A 20,108-nucleotide genomic window follows, 5' to 3' on the forward strand; every position below is an offset into this window, starting at 1 on the left:
CGTTTATATTGCCGTGGGCATTCGTGAAGATGGCTCCAAAGAGGTGCTTACGTACGCTATTGCACCGACCGAATCGGCGTATATTTGGAAAGAACTGCTTCAGGAAATCAAACAGCGTGGCACAGAACAGATCCTCCTCTTTATCTCGGATGGACTGACAGGTATTGTGAATGCAATCCAGGAGGTTTATCCTCAAGCGAAGTACCAGACCTGCTGTGTTCATTTATCTCGTAACATCGCCCATAAAGTTCGTGTGACGGATCGAGCAGAGATCTGTGAGGACTTCAAATCTGTGTATCGCGCTGAGGATGAAAAAGCAGGTAGAACCGCCCTGACCACCTTCTGTGACAAGTGGAAAACCAGCTACCCCAAAGTGGTTCAATCGCTGAAAGAAAATCCCTATATCTTTACGTTTTACAGCTTTCCTAAATCGGTCTGGAGAAGCCTGTATTCAACGAATCTGATCGAATCGTTTAACAAGCAAATCAAGAAATACACGAACCGAAAAGAACAATTCCCCCATGAAGAAGCATTAGAAAAGTTCTTGGTTTCCCAGTTTGAAAGCTACAACCAACGTTTTGCTACCCGTTGTCATAATGGCTTCGATCAAGCACGTGCAGAACTGCTAGCCATGTTCACCACAAAAGAGTAACGCCAATCTACATAAGAAAAGGTTATTTCATTTACACAAAAATCTTGACGCTGCCCATGAAGAATATATTTCATAGAAGGTAGGAGTGAGTACACGTTGTTTAAATATAAGGTTTTTCTTAGCGTATTGAAATGGGAAGTTTCACAAAGGCAGGGGAAGTTCTAAATCTTACACAATCAGCAATCAGCCATGCCATTTCTGCTTTAGAACATGAAATAGGGTTAACACTCCTGGTCAGGGCTCGTTCAGGCATCAAATTGACCAACAACGGAGAGAGATTAATGAAGCACTTCAGAGAGATTATACAAATGGACGAAAAGCTCTATCAAGAGGTAGCTTTAATTAAAGGATTGGAAATCGGAACCGTAAAAATAGGTACATTCTCAAGTGTATCTATTCATTGGCTGCCGCGTATTATAAAAAAATTCAACGAGCAGTTTCCTCTCATTGAGATGAAACTGCTCGATGGGAACTACCATGAAATTGAGAGTTGGTTAGTCAGCGGCGAGGCTGATTTTGGCTTCGTAAACCTACCCACGTTAGACACATTAGAGGCGCTACCACTAAAAGAAGAAAGAATGCTTTGCCTGCTTCCTTCCAATCATATTCTTGGTGAACAAGCCGCTATTCGTGTGGATCAGCTCATAGATGAGCCTTTCATTATGCCTGTTGCAGGCTGTGACACCGATGTGCGAAATATTTTTTCACAGTATAACATTTCACCAAGAATCAAATATGAATTAGAAGATGACCATGCCATTATGGCCATGGTACAGAACGGCTTAGGTGTGAGCATTCTTCCTGAAATGATTTTATCTCACATTCCTTATGACATCTCTATTCGACCTTTGGAAGGAAAACATTCCCGCACTATTGGTATCGCTACCGCTTCATTAAAAAATGTTTCTCCAGCGGCCAAAAAATGTATGGACTTCATTGCTGAATGGATCAATAGGTCCATGTGACAATAAACTACATCCTCTTTCTATAAATTAAATACACCTTTTAATTTATAGACGAGGATTCATCCGTTGTCGGCCATGGTAACGGATTTTCAAAGCCGGACCAGTCCATGTCCATTTCGCTATCGTTTAGCAGACATTCATCCAGCTCTTCTTCCAGCTCCGGTTGATTCATTCCGATACCGATCATGACAATTTCGCTCATGCGGTCGCCCCACTGCTCATCCCAGTTATCTAATGCCTCAGGATCAGCCGCGACGATCTCCTGACGTTCTTCCTCGGACAACGCCGCCAGCCAGCTTCCAGCAGGGCCAAATTGAATGGAAGGACCTGCCTGGCTGATACTGGCCGCCCAATCCTGAGGGGAGGCGATCCAGGCCAATCCTTTGGCTCGAACGACTTCTTCCGGCCAGTAGCTCATAAATTCAGCCAATCTGGCAGGATGGAACGGTCTTCTGCGGCGATATACAAAGGAATTGATGCCATATTCGTCCGTTTCCGGTGTATGGTTCTCCAGCTCCAGCTCACGAATCCATCCGGCGGATTGGCTGGCCTTGTCAAAGTTAAACAATCCCGTGTTCAAAATGTCTGAAGGAGCGACCTGTCCCTTGGAAGTACGAATGATTCTGGCCTCAGGCTGCAATCTGCGCAGAACGCCCTCAAGTTTGTCCAGCTCCGCAGGCTGAACCAAATCGCATTTATTCAGAATCAGTACATCACAGGTTTCAATCTGGTCAATCAGCAAGTCCGAAATATCACGCGTGTCGTCTTCTCCCGTAGCCTGCCTGCGATCCAGCAGCGTTTCTCCCGATTCAAAATCATGCCAGAAACGGTTCGCATCGACCACGGTCACCATACAATCGAGCTTTGCCAGGGAAGCCAAATCAATGCCTGTCCCTTCATCGGCGTACGTAAAGGTTTGAGCGATAGGTACAGGTTCACTGATCCCTGTGGATTCGATTAAAATATAATCAAACTCGCCTTGTTCCGCCAGCTTCTTGACTTCCAGCAGCAGGTCTTCGCGCAATGTGCAGCAAATACAGCCGTTGGACAGCTCGACCAGCTTTTCTTCTGTTCTGGACAAGCCCCCCTCTTTTTTGACCAGCTCGGCATCAATATTCACTTCGCTCATGTCATTGACGATCACGGCCACTTTCATTCCGTCCCAATTGTTTAACACATGATTCAAAATCGTTGTTTTCCCTGCACCCAAATATCCGCTCAGCACCGTTACCGGTATTACTTTCTTATTCATTGGTGGTACGCTCCCTTTAATATAAACTCATTATCTTCATGTCATTTAAATAGTAATCATTACTATTATCATTAGCATTCAGTAATATACAGTATCCCTTTCGCCTTGTCAACTACGAAGAAACCCTTGTAATGAATCATAAAAAGTTATTAATATATGGTAATAACGACACTTAAAGAATAAGGTGAATGTTTTGCGATCAATCTGGCTCGGTATATTGGCGGCTTTCTTTTTTGCTTTTACATTTGTTCTCAATCGGTCAATGGAGTTATCAGGCGGAAGCTGGATATGGAGTGCTTCTTTGCGCTATCTGTTTATGCTCCCCGTTTTATTCGTCATCGTTTTGACTCAGCGCAAGCTTAAACCTCTTTGGAACGTCTTGAGAGAACGACCGGGGATCTGGGTTTTATGGAGCTTCGTCGGGTTTGGACTGTTTTATGCTCCATTGTGTTTCGCATCGGCTTATTCACCAGGCTGGCTGATCGCGGGAACATGGCAAATTACCATTATTTCCGGATCATTGCTTGTTCCGTTATTTTCTGAAATTGTGCAAACAGAAAATGGCCCTTTAAAAGTACGAGGAAAAATCCCCATTCAGGGACTTATGATGTCTTTGGTTATTTTACTTGGGATTATTCTCATGCAATTCGAACAGTCGCAATCCATTTCCACCCAGGATTTTGTATTCGGCATTCTGCCTGTCGTACTCGCTTCATTTGCCTATCCACTAGGTAATCGTAAAATGATGGAAGTTTGTGCAGGGCGATTGGATGCCTATCAACGTGTTCTCGGGATGACATTAGCCAGTTTGCCGTTCTGGTTATTCCTTTCGTTATACGGGGTTTTTAGCGTGGGAATGCCGAGTCAGGAGCAGACGCTGCAATCCGCTTTGGTGGCCGTGTTTTCAGGAGTGATTGCTACAGTCCTGTTTTTTAAAGCAACAGATCAGGTTCGGGGAAATATGCAAAAGTTAGCAACGGTGGAAGCAACACAATCTCTGGAAGTGCTTTTCGCATTAATGGGAGAACTGATCTTTTTATCCATACAGATTCCCTCTCTTTTATCATGGATAGGTATGTTCATCGTTATTCTTGGCATGGTTCTGCACAGTTATGTTACACATGATAAGAAAATCATCCCTCGGATAATGCCCAAAAAGACAGATCACGTTTAGCGCAGGATTATTCTGGTCATGATCGCTTATTTTTCAGGTTCTGACAGGGCAATCTAGTAAAAAAGCAGCAGACTCAGGAGGCTACTCCTGCTCTGCTGCTTTTTTGCGATTCGCTTCCTTGTCACCTTGGCACTCACCGTCAATGCTCACTTCGCTTCCACGAATGATGCCTAAATAGGAATGATGCTTGAATAGAAAGGGTTCAACTTACCAAGCGTAGGCTTCCGGCGCAGGTTTGCCGGGACCAGGGAAAATTTCGTTCAGCTTGGCAAGCACATCCTCGCTCAATTTGACCTCAGGCACTCGGAGAGCATCCTCCAGTTGTTCCAATGTCCGTGGACCGATAATCGGAGCCGTTACGGCCGGATGGGACAATACCCAAGCCAGCGCAATCACGTCTTCCTTTTCGCCCAGCTCGCGAGACAACGCTGAAAATTGCTCCAGCTTCCCACGATTCTGTTCAATCTTTTCCTTGGAACGTGCGCTGCGTGAGCCGGTGCCTGCCAATGCATTACGTCCCAGCAGCCCGCCAGCCAGCGGGCTCCATGGAATAACGCCGAGTCCCAGCTCCTGAGCCGCAGGTAATACCTCTAGCTCAGCGGAACGTTCGTTCAGATTATACAAATGCTGCTCGGATACAAGCCCCAAAAAACGGCGTGCCTTCGCTTCGGCCTGCGCCACAGCAATATGCCAGCCGGCAAAGTTACTGGAACCGATATAGTCAACTTGCCCGCGGTCCACAACCGACTCAAAAACGCCCCACAGCTCATCCCATGACACATTTCGGTCAACATGATGCATCTGATACAGCTCGATATGATCGGTCTGCAAACGTTTCAGAGAAGCATCCAAATGACGGCGAATTTTGTAAGCTGACAAGCCTGATCCTGCGTTCGGACCGTCGTTCTCATTTTTCATATCCCCGTATACCTTCGTTGCAAGCACGACCTTCTCGCGTCTTCCTCCACCCTGCTGGAACCAGCGTCCAATAATTTCTTCCGTCCACCCTTTACGGGCCTGTCCGTACACATTGGCTGTATCAAAGAAGTTAATGCCCGCATCCAGCGCGGCATCCATAATTTTAAACGCTTCCTTTTCTTCGGTTTCCGGTCCAAAATTCATCGTCCCCAGACACAACCGACTAACCTGCAAGCCTGACTTTCCCAAATATGAATATTCCATACTACCTCCCGCCTTTGCCTAAGAATTTTAAAATTTCGTAAAAATCCCCTGCCAAAAAAGACCATACCCACTTTATTCACCAGAAAACACCACCTTGAAACACCCTAAAATAGAAATGTATTATTTAGCGCAAACAAAAAAGCCCCACACCCTGCCGAAGCAGTCAGCGCGAGGCCATCCCCCCTCATACTACCCGCCGTATGTTAAAAAGAAAGTGACTTTACGGTGGTAGCCCCAGCGGAGCGGAGGATTTGAATCTGTAGAAGCGGAGCGATCGTAAGATCAAATCCTTCGCGGAGCCGCCCCCACACCGTAACTCTCTCTCTTTTTAACAATCAAGGAATCAATTTCGTCTCTTTCGCACGCTCAGCCATCTTCTTCGTATGCTTGCTGAGCGGCTTCTTAAGCACTAATCCAAACAGGAAGCAAAACCCGATAAATACAAACAGCATTACCACATCCCGCGTCACCGTCGAAGGCAGCATTCCTCCTACCGTTTCCCGTAGCAGACTAACCGCATAGGTGAACGGTACAAACGGATTCAGCGCTTGAAAAAACGGCGTGCTTGTAGCAATCGGGAACGTGCCACCTGAACTGGAGAACTGGAGCACCAGCAAGATAACCGCCAGCCCCTTACCAATATTGCCAAACACCGAAACCAGTGTATAGGTCATGGCTGTGAACACGAGACTAATCAGCATGGAGGACAGTACAAATGCCACCTTGGCATCCACATACGCACCGAGCAGAAACAAGTCACCAAGCGACACACTAAGCGCCTGAAATATACCAATGGTGGAGAAGGTCATAAGTCGCCCAAAGTACACTTGGTAGCTTTTATATTTACCTTCCGGGTCCTCCACATCTACCCTGAACATCGACACCAGCAGCATCGCACCTACCCAAATGGACAATGTAGTATAAAAAGGCGACATCGCAGAACCGTAGTTCGGAATCGGATAAATCCGCTCCTGTTTCAACGACACCGGACTGCCGAGAAAATCGCTCTCCTTTTTCACATCCCCCTTGAGCAGCGCAATGACCCGTCCGAGGGCATTTTCACCTTTTAGCTTGCGAATCGTGTCCGCTGCCTGACGTATGGAATCCTCAGCCGCAGGAAGATCCGTTCTTACAAAGTTGGCTACCTGATGCACCGCGTGTTCGGCCTCTGGAAACTTGTTCTCAATCAGGTCAGCCATTTTGACAAACTGCTGCTCCGCTTTCGGCAAATCGTTACGTACAAAATTCGCCGCCTGATGAATTTTGCTTTTAACCCCAGGCAAATCGTTATTTACGAAGTCCGCTGCCTTGTTTACGGCATTCGTAAATTCGCTCATGCGGCCCTGAATCGTCGTAGCCGCTTCATGCAGCTTTTGCCGATATTGTGGCAGGTCCTGCTGAAGTCGAGTCAGTTCTTCCTGACCAAATTGTGCGGCAGCCTGAGCATCGTTTAATATTTTTTCAATATTCGGTAGCTGCTCTTGGGCCGTATTCAGCACATTCGCAGAATTGCGGGCAACGGTCTTGATTTGATCCAGCGCCTTTTGAATGGCTGGTTCATATTCCGTATCATAATTGCCCAAAATGCTGTCCATCCCGCTGCTGATTTCTCCAGCAAGGCGGTCTGCGTCATCCAGCAGATTTTGTGCAGGCTTCTCGCCGCGCTGAATGGCATCACCGATGCTGGTAACCGTGCTGTTCAAGCGACGGAATCGATCCTCTACCCCACTCACACGGGAAATAAGCGAATCCAGCGGCTGACTCGGCAAATATCCGTTAACACGGGTCAACAACTGAGAAATACGATCCAGCACTCCCACGGCAGTGGTCAGTCTTCCGCTAACCCGATTCACCGCAGCCTGTGCTGCTTTAGGATCAAAGTCAACACCACGGATGATTCCTGTGATCTCCGAAACTCCATTCGCCATTTGCTGTACCAACTGTAAATCCTCTTTGACCACCGTGCCGATTGAATCCAGCGCACCATCATTTTTATCCAGAAAATCAAGTAATCCGTTTGTAAAATCCTTGCCAGTATCCGCAATTTTTTGTACTTCCGGCAACGATTTTTGTGCGGCATTAATGACCTTGAGCGCCGTTTGTGTATCCTCCAAAGCCGTAGCCAATGCGCTTTCTACCTTACCGAAATTTTGGTCCAGCTCCACGATCCGATCCCCTGCCTTTTGAATGTCCGGCAGCCTTTTTTGTATATCTAAAATAACCGCCGCCACCTTGTCCAGCTCGGGCAAGTTTTTTTCAATTTTCAGCACCAGTTCGCCAGCGCGGTTAATTTCAGGAATTTTCTCCTTTAATGCAATGATCTTTTGTCCCTGTGCCTTAATTTTCGGCAAATTCTGTTCCAGTTCGATAGCCTGCTTTCCTAATCTGTCGATATCCGGCAATCGGTTGTTCAACTCCAGCACCCGGTTCTCAATATTGCGAATGGTCGGCAATTCCTCCTCCAGCTTCACCCCGGCTTCCTTCAATTTGGTCAGCACAGCCTGACTGGCGGTTTCAATAAAGTTTTGACTAATCTGATTCGTCAGAGCGGTTGCTCCAGAAGAAGTAATTTTGGGAGCAACCGCATTGATTTTTTCATTGACGGCGTAATCAATCTCCGGCTTTTGCGGATTTTCCGTGAGCACGCTCGTAATTTTTTCGGAGAAATCCTTTGGAATGAGCAGGCTTGCGTAATAATCTCCGTTCAGCACACCTTTTCGCGCTTCCGCTTCATTGACAAAGGTCCAGCCTAATTTCTTGTTATTTTGAAGATTATGCAAAACCTCGTCACCGATATTAATCTTCTTTCCGTTCACCTCAGTGCCCTGATCCTGACTCGTTACTGCGATTTTAATACCAGATGTATTCGCATAAGGGTCCCACATTGCTTTCAAATTTACCCATGCATAGACGGAAGGCAAAAGAATGATACCTATGACCAATAAAGTCCCGGTTGATACTTTGAATACATTTTTCCAGTCTGTTAAGTAGATTTGCCATATCTTCCGCAACTTCACCACTCCTTGTATGTACATTAACCTGTCGTCCAGTGTTGTATGCACACGTATTGTAAACGATTCGAGCGAATGAAGCCAATTATTGTGAAAGCGAACGCCTTGGCAAAATCCTTGTCCCCGTTCCAATCCATGCCAAGCTCAAGATCAAGATCAATATAGAGACTTTGGTCACTCCCCCACAGTACCCAATAGTTTTGGAGTTCTCCTTCAATTGGAGCCCATCCCAAAAGCAGCGATATAACGGTGGCTGTTTCCATGACAGAATCCCTTTTTTTTCATTGATTCACTGTTGATCACCTCTAAAGCCTCCAGCCAGAAAAATCCCAATCCTAACTAAAAGAAGCCCCTCAGACCTAATTCATAGGCTCAAGGAGCTTCTTTATCGCTACGTTATCCGTTTTTTAATAATCTGGCCCCTGAAAAGGCTGCGCCGTGACGCAGTTTCCGCTTTTCCAGCCGTTTGTGCAGCGAACGGTTATACAGAAATTGAATGACAAAATACGAAATAATCCCTAGGACCACGCCAAAAATCGACATGCCGATCAGAATATGCAGTCCTCCATGTAGCAGGTCTCTGAATACAGACCAATTGCCATGAAACAGCTCCATAAAGGAATGCTCGTGGAGCCTGCCTCCCCGTACATGTACCGGGTAATGGGACGGATAAATCCAAGCTCCCAGTTGCTTGGCGAACGGCATCAGCACAATTGGCAAAAAGGTCAGCTTACCTACAACGTTGCCCACAATTGCCGCAGGCAGCGAACCGCCGGACAACCGAACAACCGGGTAAAACACGAGATACACCAGTGAAGCCGTGGAGATGACAATCATCTCCAGAGCGAAGCCGATGGCAAAGCCCAGAGAGATTTTCTTCACTCCACCCGGCGCACGCAACAGCTTGATGAAATTCAGGCGAATTGCCCGCCATATATTTTGAAACATATTATATTTCTTCTTTGATTGGTTAGGTTTGAGCCTGTTCGGATTGAGCTTTATCAATAGGAGGACTCCTTCAACAGTACAATTCAAGTTCAGGAATGAGGTTATACAGCTACCCATCCTTACTTATGTCTATACTGTCATTATAACCCTCAGCGTTCGAAAAGCAATGCCATTCCGCCTGTTTCGCCGTATTAGGACAAGATTCGCATGTTGACATCGTTTTGGAGAGGTACAATGTTCCAAATATCGGCCGCGTACTGCTGAATTGTGCAATCACTGGAAAACTTGCCGGCATGCGCCATGTTTACAATGGCACGCTGCGTCCACTCGGACGGATTCCGGTACACCTGCTCGATCTGCACCTGAGTATCTACATATGCGGCAAAGTCCTTGAGCACAAAGTATTCATCATTATGATCAATCAGGGATTGATAAATAGCCTCAAACTCCCGTTCATGCCGCGTAAAAGGAGCGTCGTTCACCAGTTGATCCAGCACTTCACGCAGTCTTTCGTCACTGTTGGCTGTTTTGCGTGCTGAATATTGTCCGTCCCGGTAATACGCCTCGATTTGATCCACCTTCAGTCCGAAAATGAACATATTGGCGTCGCCCACCATTTCATGCATTTCTACATTGGCTCCGTCCAACGTGCCTAGGGTGAGTGCACCATTCATCATAAATTTCATGTTCCCGGTGCCTGAGGCTTCCTTACCTGCTGTGGAAATCTGCTCGCTGACATCCGCCGCAGGAATAATCAGCTCGGCCAATGAAACCGAATAATTTTCCAGAAAAACGACTTTCAGCTTGTCCCTAACATCCACATCCCGATTGATCGTGTCCGCCACGTTGTTAATGAGCTTAATCGTCTGCTTGGCAAGATAATAGCCGGGAGCAGCTTTAGCCCCAAAAATAAACGTACGCGGTACCACATCCAGAGAAGGATTATGCTTGAGCTGGTTGTAAACATTCATCACATGTAAAATATTAAGCAGTTGTCGCTTGTATCCATGCAATCGTTTGACCTGTACATCAAAAATTGAGGACGTATCCAGTCGCACGCCCTGTTTAGCAAAAACATGCTCGGCGAGCCTGACTTTATTACTTCGCTTAATCGCCTGTATCCGCTCCTTGAACGACTCGTCCCCGCTGTAACGAAGCAGATCGATCAGCTCGCGTGGATGGGTTCTCCAGCGTGTGCCTATCGTTTCATCATACAAGCTTGCCAGCTCGGGATTCGCGTGCATGAGCCAGCGGCGATGGGCAATTCCGTTCGTTTTATTGTTAAAACGGCCGGGGTACAGCTCGTGAAACGGCTTCATTTCCCGCTCCTTTAAAATTTGCGTGTGCAGCGCAGCCACTCCGTTAACGCTGTAGCTGCCGACAATCGCCAGATGGGCCATGCGAATTTGCTCACCATGAATAATCGCCATTTCACCAATTTTGATGTCCTGTCCCGGATAACGCTCCAGCAGCATTGCACAATAACGCTTGTTAATCTCTTCAATGATAAGAGAAACTCGCGGAAGCAGCTCCCGCACCATATTGACGGGCCATTGCTCCAGCGCCTCGCTCAATATCGTATGATTCGTATACGAAACCGTCCGCGTCGTAATATCCCACGCTTCATCCCAGCCCAAGCCCTTCACGTCCATCAAAATACGCATAAGCTCCGGTATTACGAGCGTCGGATGTGTATCGTTAATATGGAGTGCTATTTTGTCAGGCAACTGGCTGTAGGGCAACCGAAGCTTCTCAAACGTCCGCAAAATACTTTGCAAGCCGGCCGAGCAGAGGAAATACTGCTGCTTCAAGCGAAGCAGCTTGCCCTCATAATTCGAATCGTCCGGGTACAGAAACGCCGAAATGGATTCTACCGAACGATTGTAGTCAAGAAAGCGGTAGTAACCGCCTTCGCCTCGAATCGGCCCTCGGACAGGATCAAGCGCCGATTCCGCACTCCAGATCCGCAGCGTATTCACCTGCGCATGTCCGTAGCCCACAAGCGGAATATCGTACGGAACTGCCCAGACCGTTTCGGCATCCTGCGTCTCGAATACAAGACGACCGTTCTCCTCCCGAGTTTCCACACGTCCCCAGAACTGAACCTCGACCTTCTTGTCGGGGCGGCGCTCCTCCCAGACGTTCCCTTTTTGCAGCCAGTAATCAGGCAACTCCACCTGGTTTCCGTCCACAATACGCTGCTCGAACAGGCCATACTTGTAACGGATGCCGCAGCCATGTCCTGCATAGCCAAGGGATGCCAGCGAATCCATGAAGCAAGCCGCCAGACGGCCGAGACCGCCATTGCCCAGCCCCGCGTCTGCCTCCTGTTCTTCAATCTCTTCCAGATCCCAGCCCAGCTCTCCCAGTGCCTGCCGGACCATATCCAGCACGCCCAAATTCAGCAAATTGCTGCCCAGCAGACGGCCTATCAAAAATTCCAGTGAAAAGTAATAGACCTGCTTCTCTTGTCCTTCTTTATAGGCTTGGTTCGTTTCCGCCCAATTTCTGCCGACTTGTTCGCGGATCATACCGCCCAAAACCTTGTATATGTCTTCCGCCTGAGCTTCCTGCATCGTCTTGCCCAACCTTCCGACCAGTTGCTCTCGAAAAGCCTGCTTAAATGCTTCTTTATTGCTGAACAAAGGTGTGACCTCCTGTTATTTCCGTTTTAAATGCTCAATTATATTTTTAAATCACGCTATTTTTGGCAATGACATAGGGTACTCTGGTGTCTCCAATCAGAGTACGATCCGGTGAAAGCTGCACATCCTTATCCAAAATCACATTCTCCACCACTGCGCCTTTACGGATCACACATTTCTGCATAATGATCGAGTTGCTTACCCGTGCGCCCTCCTCCACCCGTACCCCGCGAAAAAGGATGCTGTTCTCCACCTTGCCCCCAATCGTGCAGCCGTTGGCGATAAGCGAATGATCCACCTCGGCAGTGTCCGTATAACGGGTTGGGGCTTCATATTTGATTTTCGTATGCACCGGCTGATTCTGGAACAGCGCTTGATACTGCTGCTGATCCAGCAGCTTCATGCTGTTTTTATAGTAACTCTCAATAGAATTAATCACGGCATGATAGCCTTCATAGGGATATGCATAAATGCGCAGACCACTAGGGTTTTTCTGAATGGCATCCCGGAAAAAATGGTTATCCTGATGAGCAATGCAATGCTTCACCTGATCAAGATACAGGCTTTTGTCCATGACGAAAATTTCCAGATAAATATTATGATGATCCTGCTCCTGATGAATGCCCGTCACCCGTCCGTCCTCATCAATCTCCAGTCGAACACAGGGAGCGTGCTCAGATTCGAGCTGATCTATTGCTTTGTACACAAGGGTGACGTCCGCATTCTTCTCCCGATGGTAACGGTATACATCCTCAATATCAACCTTGTTGACATGCTGCGTTCCGGCGTGAACAATGGTCTGACCCGATGAACGATGAAAAAAGTCCAGATTGTTGTGTACATGCTGCAAATCTCCAAGTGATGCATCCGTCGGATCATTCCAGTCCGGTGGTAAAATGAACAATCCGCCCCGTCTGCGGTCCAGATCCCAAGGCCGTCCTTCACCCAGATGATCCAAAAGCGAACGGTATTTGCGACGGATGAACAGTGCAATATCATGCACCCCTGCATGCATCATGTTAGATAAGGTAAAATCAATGAGCCGATATCGACTGGCAAAGGGTACTGCGGCCCCGCACCGGAAATAGGTCAACTCCTTCAACTGATCCAGTTCGTGATCCAGGTTGATGACTCCAATGAGTCGGCTCATAGCGGACACCGTCCTTATCCGGGTTATATTCGTGCATGAAGCTGACTTTCCTGATCGAACAAAACAATTTCATCCGAACTGCCCTCAGATCCGATGACCGCGTTGTCTTCAATAATTATGTTTTCGCTCACGATGGCCCGGTGAATGCGAACATTGCGACCAATTTTGACGTTTGGCATAATGACAGAATCGGTAATAACACTCCCTTCTCCTACCTCAACTCCGTAAAATAGCACGGAATGCCTGACCTCTCCGTCCACCACGCAGCCTTCATTCACGATGCTGTTTTTCAGAATCGCCCGTTGGGTTATATACTGGGCCGGTTGATTGGGGCTACGGGTATAGATGCGCCAGAAAGGGTCGTTCAGATCCAGAGGCGGGTCTTGAGCCAGCAGATCCATGTTGGACTCCCACAAGCTCTGAATCGTGCCTACATCCTTCCAGTACCCGGCAAACGGATACGCATACAGCGACCGCCCATGCTGGAGCAGCAACGGAATGATATCCTTGCCAAAATCATGCGAGGATTCAGAATCACTCGCGCTCTCCAGCAGATATCGGCGCAGCACCTCCCATTTGAACAAATAAATGCCCATGGAGGCCAGCGTGCTTTTTGGCTGTTCCGGCTTTTCCTCAAAGTCGTATATTTTCAGATCATCATCGGCGTTCAGAATCCCGAAACGTTTGGCTTCCTGAATTGTGACGTCGATGACGGAAATGGTGCAGTCTGCTCCCTTTTCCTTGTGATAATCGAGCATGCGACTGTAATCCATTTTATAGATGTGATCTCCAGACAAAATGAGTACATGCTCCGGGTCATATTGATCCAAAAAATGGAGGTTCCGATAAATAGCATCCGCCGTACCTCGATACCAATTGTTTCCATTCTCCTTCTCGTGGGGAGGCAAAACGAAAACTCCTCCGTCCAGGCGGTCCAAATCCCAGTCGCTGCCGATACCGATATAGGAATGAAGCACCAGCGGTTCATATTGGGTCAGCACGCCCACGGTATCAATACCGGAATGAGTGCAATTGCTGAGGGGAAAATCAATGATGCGGTAGGTTCCTCCAAAAAATACAGCCGGTTTGGCAAGTGTACGGGTCAGTCCTTTGAGTCTTTTGCCTTGTCCGCCGGCGAGCAGCATGGCAACTACTTCCTTCTTTCTCATAACAAAGACCTCCCTGTCATGTGCATCTGAAGCAATTGCGGCAGGATACTTGATAATATCCATTAAACGTGAATGGGCAGTCGTAATCGTTTCATAGCCGAAGGAACGGGTAAGATTTGATGGAAAGGGTAAAATCATAGTTATGCGGAACGGGCGCAAGGAATCACTAAATCGTAAAATCCCGTTCATCTTTTCACATTTTGGATGCTTTTAAAGCATTTGTGTATGACAACATGATCATAAGGAGGCGTTATTCATGAAGAATAAAAAATGGGTGGTAGCAGTATTAGGAATGGGTGTTACGTATCTGATGAAAAATAAAGGGGCACGCGATAAGGTACTGAATAAGGTACAGACTATTGTCAACCGTGCAAAAACATCTGCAAAATCGTAAAATGTTAAAGCAAGAAAAAAGCGAGCCTCTCTGAATCATTGTTCAGGGAGGCTCTGCTCTGACTTTTCTCTGCATCCACGAACAATATATCTGTTCGAGGCTGTATCAGTAGACGGTCAGGCATTCTCCTTGTGTTCTTCTATTTCCATGATATGTTCAATGGTAAAGGTTCGATGCTTCCATTCGGAGGAACGGTAGGCTTCTAGGAGACCAAAGGTACGAATTTTCTCTTTGTCCACCTTCTTAAAGGTATGAGTAATCTCTACCTTGCCCTTGAAAGGAAAAAAGGAAAGACCTACAGTCTGATCCGATAACCACTCTGCCCGAACTCGCCCGCTTTCATGGCGAACCGCCGGAAAGCTCAATCCGTCAGCAAACCATTCATAATCTGCAGCAGGTGTACCCGGCTCACGGCTGCACAGAAACAGACTCAATTCGTCGCAAAACAACATTCTCCGTACATCCGTCCGCACTTGATGTTCGAAAGTTACGCCACATGCCAGCTCCTGTTTGAGCCTCTGCCGACGCTGTTCCTCTGCCTCCTGATAAACATGCGTAATCTGCTTGTCCTGAGCGTTTTGATGCTCGGTCCGTCCGACTAGCTCCTTGTACATCAAGCTGCACAGCAACGCCGCATACGTATTTCCTTGTTCGACTTCATCAATCCCAAGATGATAGAAAACAAAACGTGGACTGAGCGGAAAATCAATAAACGTATAAGGTGCAGACACATGATCATTCCAGAAAGGAGCAGCGTCTAACTGTATCCAACCCCGATCATGCTCCCTTGCTGCATATACAAAATCCTGCTTATGACGTCTATTCTTAAAGGCACTCTCTTCCCATTGTGAAGCCAACTCACCTGAAATATGGGCATGGTCATGCTGCGTCGTCATGATATAAGCTTGGTCCGTTTCATAAATAACCATATGCTCTCCCCTTCCGTTCGGCGATTCGTGTGATTGTGTACAAACTCTCTGATCGAAGGCCATGGTTATGCTTACGTTTATTATATCAGGATAAGGGTAAAAAGGCAGTGAAGTTTTCTGCCTCCTTATGTCTAATTACCCCTTTGATTCTTCACTCGAAACTGCTGCGGGGTCATCCCCTCCAGCTCACGAAACACCTTGTTAAAATGCTTTGCATTGTCAAAGCCTACGGCAGCCGCAATTTCATAAATCTTGTCGCCTTGACACCCCAGCAGTTTTTTGGCCTCTGCAATGCGAAATTTTTTTACATATTGAACAAAGCTCATGCCTGTATAGGCTTTGAACGCCTGACTAAAATACGTGTAATTCAACGATACCGAATTGGATACTACCGCCATATTCAAATCCTCGCTGTAATGAGCATGGATGTATTGGATAGCTCGCGACATACTACCGCTTGTATCGGCGATGACACTAACACTATCCATGCTTCCGGTCCGTCTATCCTTCTCCACTCCGACAATATTATCGTTTATGATAGGGTTCCTCTGTTCCAGTCTGTCCTGACCTGCGTGCTGCTCCAATTCCTCGTTCAAGGTTGCCAGCGCACCGAACAGCTCCTCCCTGACAATCGGCTTGAGCAAATACTCCCGTGCTCCGCAGCGAATCGCTTCTCTTGCATACTGGAACTCGTCATATCCACTGAGAATGATCACCATAGGCCTGCGTCCCGGCTCCAGCTCGCGGATATGCTGCATCAGCATAATGCCATCCATGACAGGCATACGGATATCCGTAATGACCAGCTCAGGTGAATAGTGCTGTACATGCTGCCAAGCCTCTCTTCCGTCCTTGACTAGTGCACATTCATATAAGCCGGAAAATTCCCGTTCAATCATGGACTGAAGGCCCATTCGAATGTTCTTTTCGTCATCCGCAATCAATAGTCTGGTCGCCATTGTCCACCCCTCTCATCATGTGACGTCTGGGCAAAATCAGGGTCACTGTCGTAGATTGTCCAAGGATGCTGTCCAGTCGGATGCCGTACCCGACGCCATAATGCATACTCAGGCGACGATGCACATTGCGCAAACCGATCCCTCTATTCACTCCCGGCTCACGAGAATCCATATCTTTTTGTGCCAGACCTGACATAATGTCTTGTCTTCTCTCTTCAAGTATCCCTGCTCCATTATCCCGAATGCGCAGCTCAAATCGTTCCTGCATCATGCAGGCTTCTATGGTAATGCTGAATGTCCGTTCAGGCTGTTCCCATCCATCCATTTCATTGTGTAATGCACTCCAGCCGTGCTTGATGGCATTTTCCACCACAGGCTGTAGCGACATTTTCAGCACTTCCTGCTCCATATACGCTGGCGGCAGATGAACCTCCAGACCAATTTGGTTGTCATGGCGAATGTTCATAATAGCCACATAATGCTGAATATGGCGGATTTCGTCCCGCAGCGCAACATATGGCCCGGACCATTGAAGGTTGTAACGCATCATCGAGCCAAGAGAGGTCAAGGCATCCGACAACGGATACTGACGCTCCAGCTCTGCCATCATTTTTAAATTTTCTAGCGTATTATAAAGAAAATGGGAATCAATTTGATGCTTGAGTGCTTGCAATTCAGCCTCCTGAGCAGCAGCCTGCTTGTGTACTGCCTCGGCAATAAGCCCGTTAATCTGACTCAGCAGACTGCGGAAATACAGGGCCAGCTCCGCCACCTCTCCCTGTCCATACACGGGAATCCGAAGCTGAAAGTCTCCGTCCTGCTGTACCTTCTTCATGGATTCCCGCAGTGTATGAAGCTGTTTGAGGATAAAAGCGTGCAAGGTGTAGGAAATAAGTGACATCAACAAAATCAGTACACAAATAATAAGCAGCATAGCATTGCGCTTCTGACGGAGATCACCCAGCGAACCGTCCAGCGCTACCACGTTTAGCAGATAAGCGTCCAGCCCTTCTATAGAACGGTACAGACCGAGATAAGGCTTATTTTCATAAGTAAAATCAAAAGCACCACCCGGTCCCTGAACGCGGGACTGAAACAGATGGCGCAAATCGGACTCAGGTATGGGAATCGCATCGAATGGAGAGGAGGCTGTTGCTATATCGTTAAAAGACATGGGCTTGCCGCTGTTCCATGGGCTGGAATCGCTGCCGCCCCATATGAGCATTTGTGACGATGCACGGTTATCTTGCGGAGTATCAAATACTCTGGGCGAAAATAACTCCAGCCTCATGTTCGTTTCCACCAAGCCCGTGTGTCTTTCTCCAGCACTTCCTGCAGCCTAAATTTCACGCAGCAAAGCCATATACTGCACCGTTTCGCCTTCCTGTCGTGCTTGCCCTCGAAGCAAGCTTTTTGGTCCCTGATACATTTCCCACCAGATTTTCCCTTGCTGATGTTGAGCCATTTTCAGCCAGGAAGCCACAGGCAATCGTGACTCGTTGAAAATCATCGGCCATATTTCGCGTACGTGTGGATTGCTCGTATACAGCCGAATATTCGCCACATTGGGATTGCTGTACAGCAAATGCTGCAAATTCGGAAACACGTTCATGTTGAACTGCACCAGCTCATCGCTGCTCATTTCACGTTCCTCAGTCAAATAACGGAGTACGTTGCGATCTGAAATCGCAAGCTGTGCGGTTCGCTCCATAATTTCCATATTGCTGTGAATATGGGCCAGCTCTGTATCCAGCACATACTGATTTTGGGCGGTAATCTCTTGCATGGTGTTCTCGTATAGCTGGTGAAAGGTATATAGCGAGAATAATACAACCGGGATTAATATAACGGCGATATATGCGACAATGAGCTTGACTTGAAGGGAGCAGCCACCAAGCCGATCCGCCGTATCCGTCAGCCACCGCCATACTTCGCGGAGCAGCGGTCTTTTTATTCGTGAACGTCTACGGCTTGGCATCAAATCACATCCTTATCGGTTCAATAAATCAGATCATTTGTCGAACTTTTCGATTTTCTTGAGGTTTTCTTCATAGGCCTTTTGCTGATAGGCCATAACCTTGTCATATCCGGCTTTTCTGCGATCTTCCAAAAAGCGGGCAAACAATTGGTCGAATTCCTCATCCGAGGAAGCCAGCAGCAGCTTTGGCAATGCCTTGCCCCAGATTTGGTCTATCCGCCCTGACGCAATACCTTCTGCCGATGTTCCGGTCGGTTTGATGTTGTCGTATTGGGAGAAGCCTTTCGTCTTGCCCTTCGTCCAATCCTCCGGCTGCTTGTATGGCTCCACACTGGGCGGTGCCCACAGCAAATTCATATTCGTGTCCATCAGCATCCAGAAGGTGAAGGCAGCACCATATTTTTTATCAAAAGCAGCGCGGTCCTTGTTCATCTGCTCCAGCACCTCCGGCTTGAAGGCTGGCTTACCGTTAACCGTATCCCACAGCTTCCCCTGCTCCCCGAGGTACAGGTCACGGTTCCCTTCCTCGCTAATCAGATAGGTCAGGAATTCAATAGCCCGCTCCTTGTCTTTGACATCCTTGGAAATGAGCGTTACCGTCCAGCCAGAAATACCCGGTCCAGCCAGCGCAGGCGGATCCAGCTTGCTGTTCGAGGGCCCATCGACCGCGATATAGACGGAGTTCGGGTCCTTCGCATACAATGTAGCCTGTTGTCCAGCAAAGTCGGAGCGCTGATACAGCATGGCAAAATACCGTCCCTGTGCTACCTTTTCCTCCATTTGCGGACGCTTGTCGATAAATACATCCTTGGCGATCAGCCCCTGCTCATTCGCTTGACGGAAGGTTTTGAGCCACCGAATATATTCTTCGTCTGAACGGCGGTCGTACAGCTTTCCGTCCTTTTCATGAGGAATGGCTAGAAAATTGAGTAAATAGTCTTCAAAAGAGTAATTCCCGTTGTCCGTAAATTCGTGAAACCCTATCGGGATCAGCGGCTGACCGTTCACATCAGGAAATTTCTCTTTCGCTTTTTGAAGCGCTTTCAAAAATCCTTCCGGTGTTCTCATATCCGGCTTACCAATCGCCTCATACATGTCCTTCCGCACCATAAACGTCTGGTTAGAAACAAAATTTTGCCCGTATTTTTGATAATCCTGCGGTGAAGAGGAAGCGTTGGGATAGCCGTATACATTTCCGTCCGGTTGCTGATACCAGGACATTTTCGCCGGGTCAGCCATTTTAATCAAATACGGATCGTATTTCTCAGCCAGCTTGTTGAGTGGAAGCACCATTTTGCCCTCGATCATTTTTTTGACTGCATCCTCTCCCCAACCGAGTGTCACAAAATCAGGCAGCTTGCCCGAGGCCAGCATGGTATTAAGCTTCTCATTTTCATTCCCTGCAGGTACGATAAAATTGACGCTGACCCCGGTTTTCTGCGTAACATACTTCGAGGTCTCATCCGTGCCCCACTTGTTCGGGAACCAGGAAAAGTTCAAATACCAGTCAAACGTAATCGGCTCGGTATCCGCCCTCCATCCCGGCGCATCTGCCGTAGCCTTTGTCTTCTCGTCCTTCAATTCCGTGACAGCTCCGCCTCCTCCGGACGTACATGCCGCAAGCGAACCCGCCAGCAGAACGGCAGCCAGCAGCCCCTTCTGCCATTTGCGAATGTTCATCATAAATCTCCCCCTTGGAT

At 47.7% G+C, this 20,108-nt stretch carries 16 protein-coding genes and 1 pseudogene; 4 read left to right on the top strand and 13 right to left on the bottom strand.

The features are described from left to right. Both E0698_RS01850 and E0698_RS01855 read left to right on the top strand, forming a co-directional pair. On the top strand, nt 1-652 hold a 652-nt coding region (locus E0698_RS01850), incomplete at its 5' end, for an IS256 family transposase (protein ID WP_192510435.1). A gap of 96 nt (nt 653-748) precedes the next feature. Further along, a pseudogene (locus tag E0698_RS01855) lies at nt 749-1,617 on the top strand (LysR family transcriptional regulator). Nucleotides 1,618-1,657: 40 nt separating this feature from the next. Here the strand turns inward: E0698_RS01855 and E0698_RS01860 are convergent. Then, nucleotides 1,658-2,869 carry a GTP-binding protein gene (locus tag E0698_RS01860; RefSeq protein ID WP_192510437.1) on the bottom strand — a complete coding sequence of 404 codons (1,212 nt, stop codon included), beginning with the start codon at nt 2,867-2,869 and terminating at the stop codon, nt 1,658-1,660. Between the two features lie 193 nt (nt 2,870-3,062). Here E0698_RS01860 and E0698_RS01865 point away from each other — a divergent pair, with 193 nt between their 5' ends. Continuing rightward, nucleotides 3,063-4,043, top strand: coding sequence for a DMT family transporter (locus tag E0698_RS01865; RefSeq protein WP_192510438.1), 981 nt, complete (start codon nt 3,063-3,065; stop codon nt 4,041-4,043). A gap of 207 nt (nt 4,044-4,250) precedes the next feature. Here E0698_RS01865 and E0698_RS01870 read toward each other — a convergent pair whose 3' ends face one another. From E0698_RS01870 to E0698_RS01900, 7 genes are all read right to left on the bottom strand, one after another. After that, nucleotides 4,251-5,225 carry an aldo/keto reductase gene (locus E0698_RS01870; RefSeq protein ID WP_192510439.1) on the bottom strand — a complete coding sequence of 325 codons (975 nt, stop codon included), beginning with the start codon at nt 5,223-5,225 and terminating at the stop codon, nt 4,251-4,253. 335 nt (nt 5,226-5,560) lie between these two features. Beyond that, nucleotides 5,561-8,236, bottom strand: coding sequence for a YhgE/Pip domain-containing protein (locus E0698_RS01875; protein ID WP_192510440.1), 2,676 nt, complete (start codon nt 8,234-8,236; stop codon nt 5,561-5,563). A 23-nt stretch (nt 8,237-8,259) separates the two neighbouring features. Next, a complete protein-coding gene (locus E0698_RS01880) occupies nt 8,260-8,499 on the bottom strand; it encodes a hypothetical protein (protein ID WP_192510441.1) in 240 nt (79 codons plus the stop codon). 133 nt (nt 8,500-8,632) lie between these two features. Then, nucleotides 8,633-9,184 (bottom strand): DUF2062 domain-containing protein, encoded by a 552-nt coding sequence (locus tag E0698_RS01885; protein ID WP_189338209.1) that lies wholly within the window; start codon nt 9,182-9,184, stop codon nt 8,633-8,635. 191 nt (nt 9,185-9,375) lie between these two features. Then, the gene (locus E0698_RS01890) at nt 9,376-11,829 is read right to left on the bottom strand and encodes a glycogen/starch/alpha-glucan phosphorylase (RefSeq protein WP_192510442.1); all 2,454 of its coding nucleotides are present in this window, start codon (nt 11,827-11,829) and stop codon (nt 9,376-9,378) included. A gap of 46 nt (nt 11,830-11,875) precedes the next feature. Beyond that, a complete protein-coding gene (gene glgD, locus E0698_RS01895; RefSeq protein WP_192510443.1) occupies nt 11,876-12,979 on the bottom strand; it encodes a glucose-1-phosphate adenylyltransferase subunit GlgD in 1,104 nt (367 codons plus the stop codon). 23 nt (nt 12,980-13,002) lie between these two features. Next, nucleotides 13,003-14,148 (bottom strand): glucose-1-phosphate adenylyltransferase, encoded by a 1,146-nt coding sequence (locus E0698_RS01900; RefSeq protein WP_192510444.1) that lies wholly within the window; start codon nt 14,146-14,148, stop codon nt 13,003-13,005. A gap of 256 nt (nt 14,149-14,404) precedes the next feature. Between E0698_RS01900 and E0698_RS01905 the strand changes: the two genes are divergently transcribed. After that, nucleotides 14,405-14,542, top strand: a complete 138-nt coding sequence (locus tag E0698_RS01905; protein WP_187644830.1) for a hypothetical protein — start codon at nt 14,405-14,407, stop codon at nt 14,540-14,542. A 116-nt stretch (nt 14,543-14,658) separates the two neighbouring features. Here the strand turns inward: E0698_RS01905 and E0698_RS01910 are convergent, their stop codons facing one another. The 5 genes from E0698_RS01910 to E0698_RS01925 all read right to left on the bottom strand — a co-directional run bounded on the left by E0698_RS01910 (nt 14,659) and on the right by E0698_RS01925 (nt 20,088). Then, the gene (locus E0698_RS01910) at nt 14,659-15,471 is read right to left on the bottom strand and encodes a DUF3891 family protein (protein ID WP_134909907.1); all 813 of its coding nucleotides are present in this window, start codon (nt 15,469-15,471) and stop codon (nt 14,659-14,661) included. A gap of 131 nt (nt 15,472-15,602) precedes the next feature. After that, on the bottom strand, nt 15,603-16,430 hold the full coding sequence (locus E0698_RS01915) for a response regulator transcription factor (RefSeq protein ID WP_192510445.1): 828 nt from the start codon (nt 16,428-16,430) through the stop codon (nt 15,603-15,605). Then, a complete protein-coding gene (locus tag E0698_RS01920) occupies nt 16,402-17,733 on the bottom strand; it encodes a sensor histidine kinase (RefSeq protein ID WP_337916051.1) in 1,332 nt (443 codons plus the stop codon). The genes E0698_RS01915 and E0698_RS01920 overlap by 29 nt, the downstream gene beginning before the upstream one ends. Nucleotides 17,734-17,769: 36 nt before the next feature. After that, a complete protein-coding gene (locus E0698_RS26555) occupies nt 17,770-18,408 on the bottom strand; it encodes a hypothetical protein (RefSeq protein ID WP_238353834.1) in 639 nt (212 codons plus the stop codon). Between the two features lie 33 nt (nt 18,409-18,441). Beyond that, nucleotides 18,442-20,088, bottom strand: coding sequence for an extracellular solute-binding protein (locus tag E0698_RS01925; protein WP_192510446.1), 1,647 nt, complete (start codon nt 20,086-20,088; stop codon nt 18,442-18,444). Nucleotides 20,089-20,108: the final 20 nt, after the last annotated feature.

Origin of the sequence: Paenibacillus sp. 23TSA30-6 (genome assembly GCF_014858585.1) — a bacterium.
In the GTDB taxonomy this organism is placed as follows: Bacteria; Bacillota; Bacilli; order Paenibacillales; family Paenibacillaceae; genus Paenibacillus.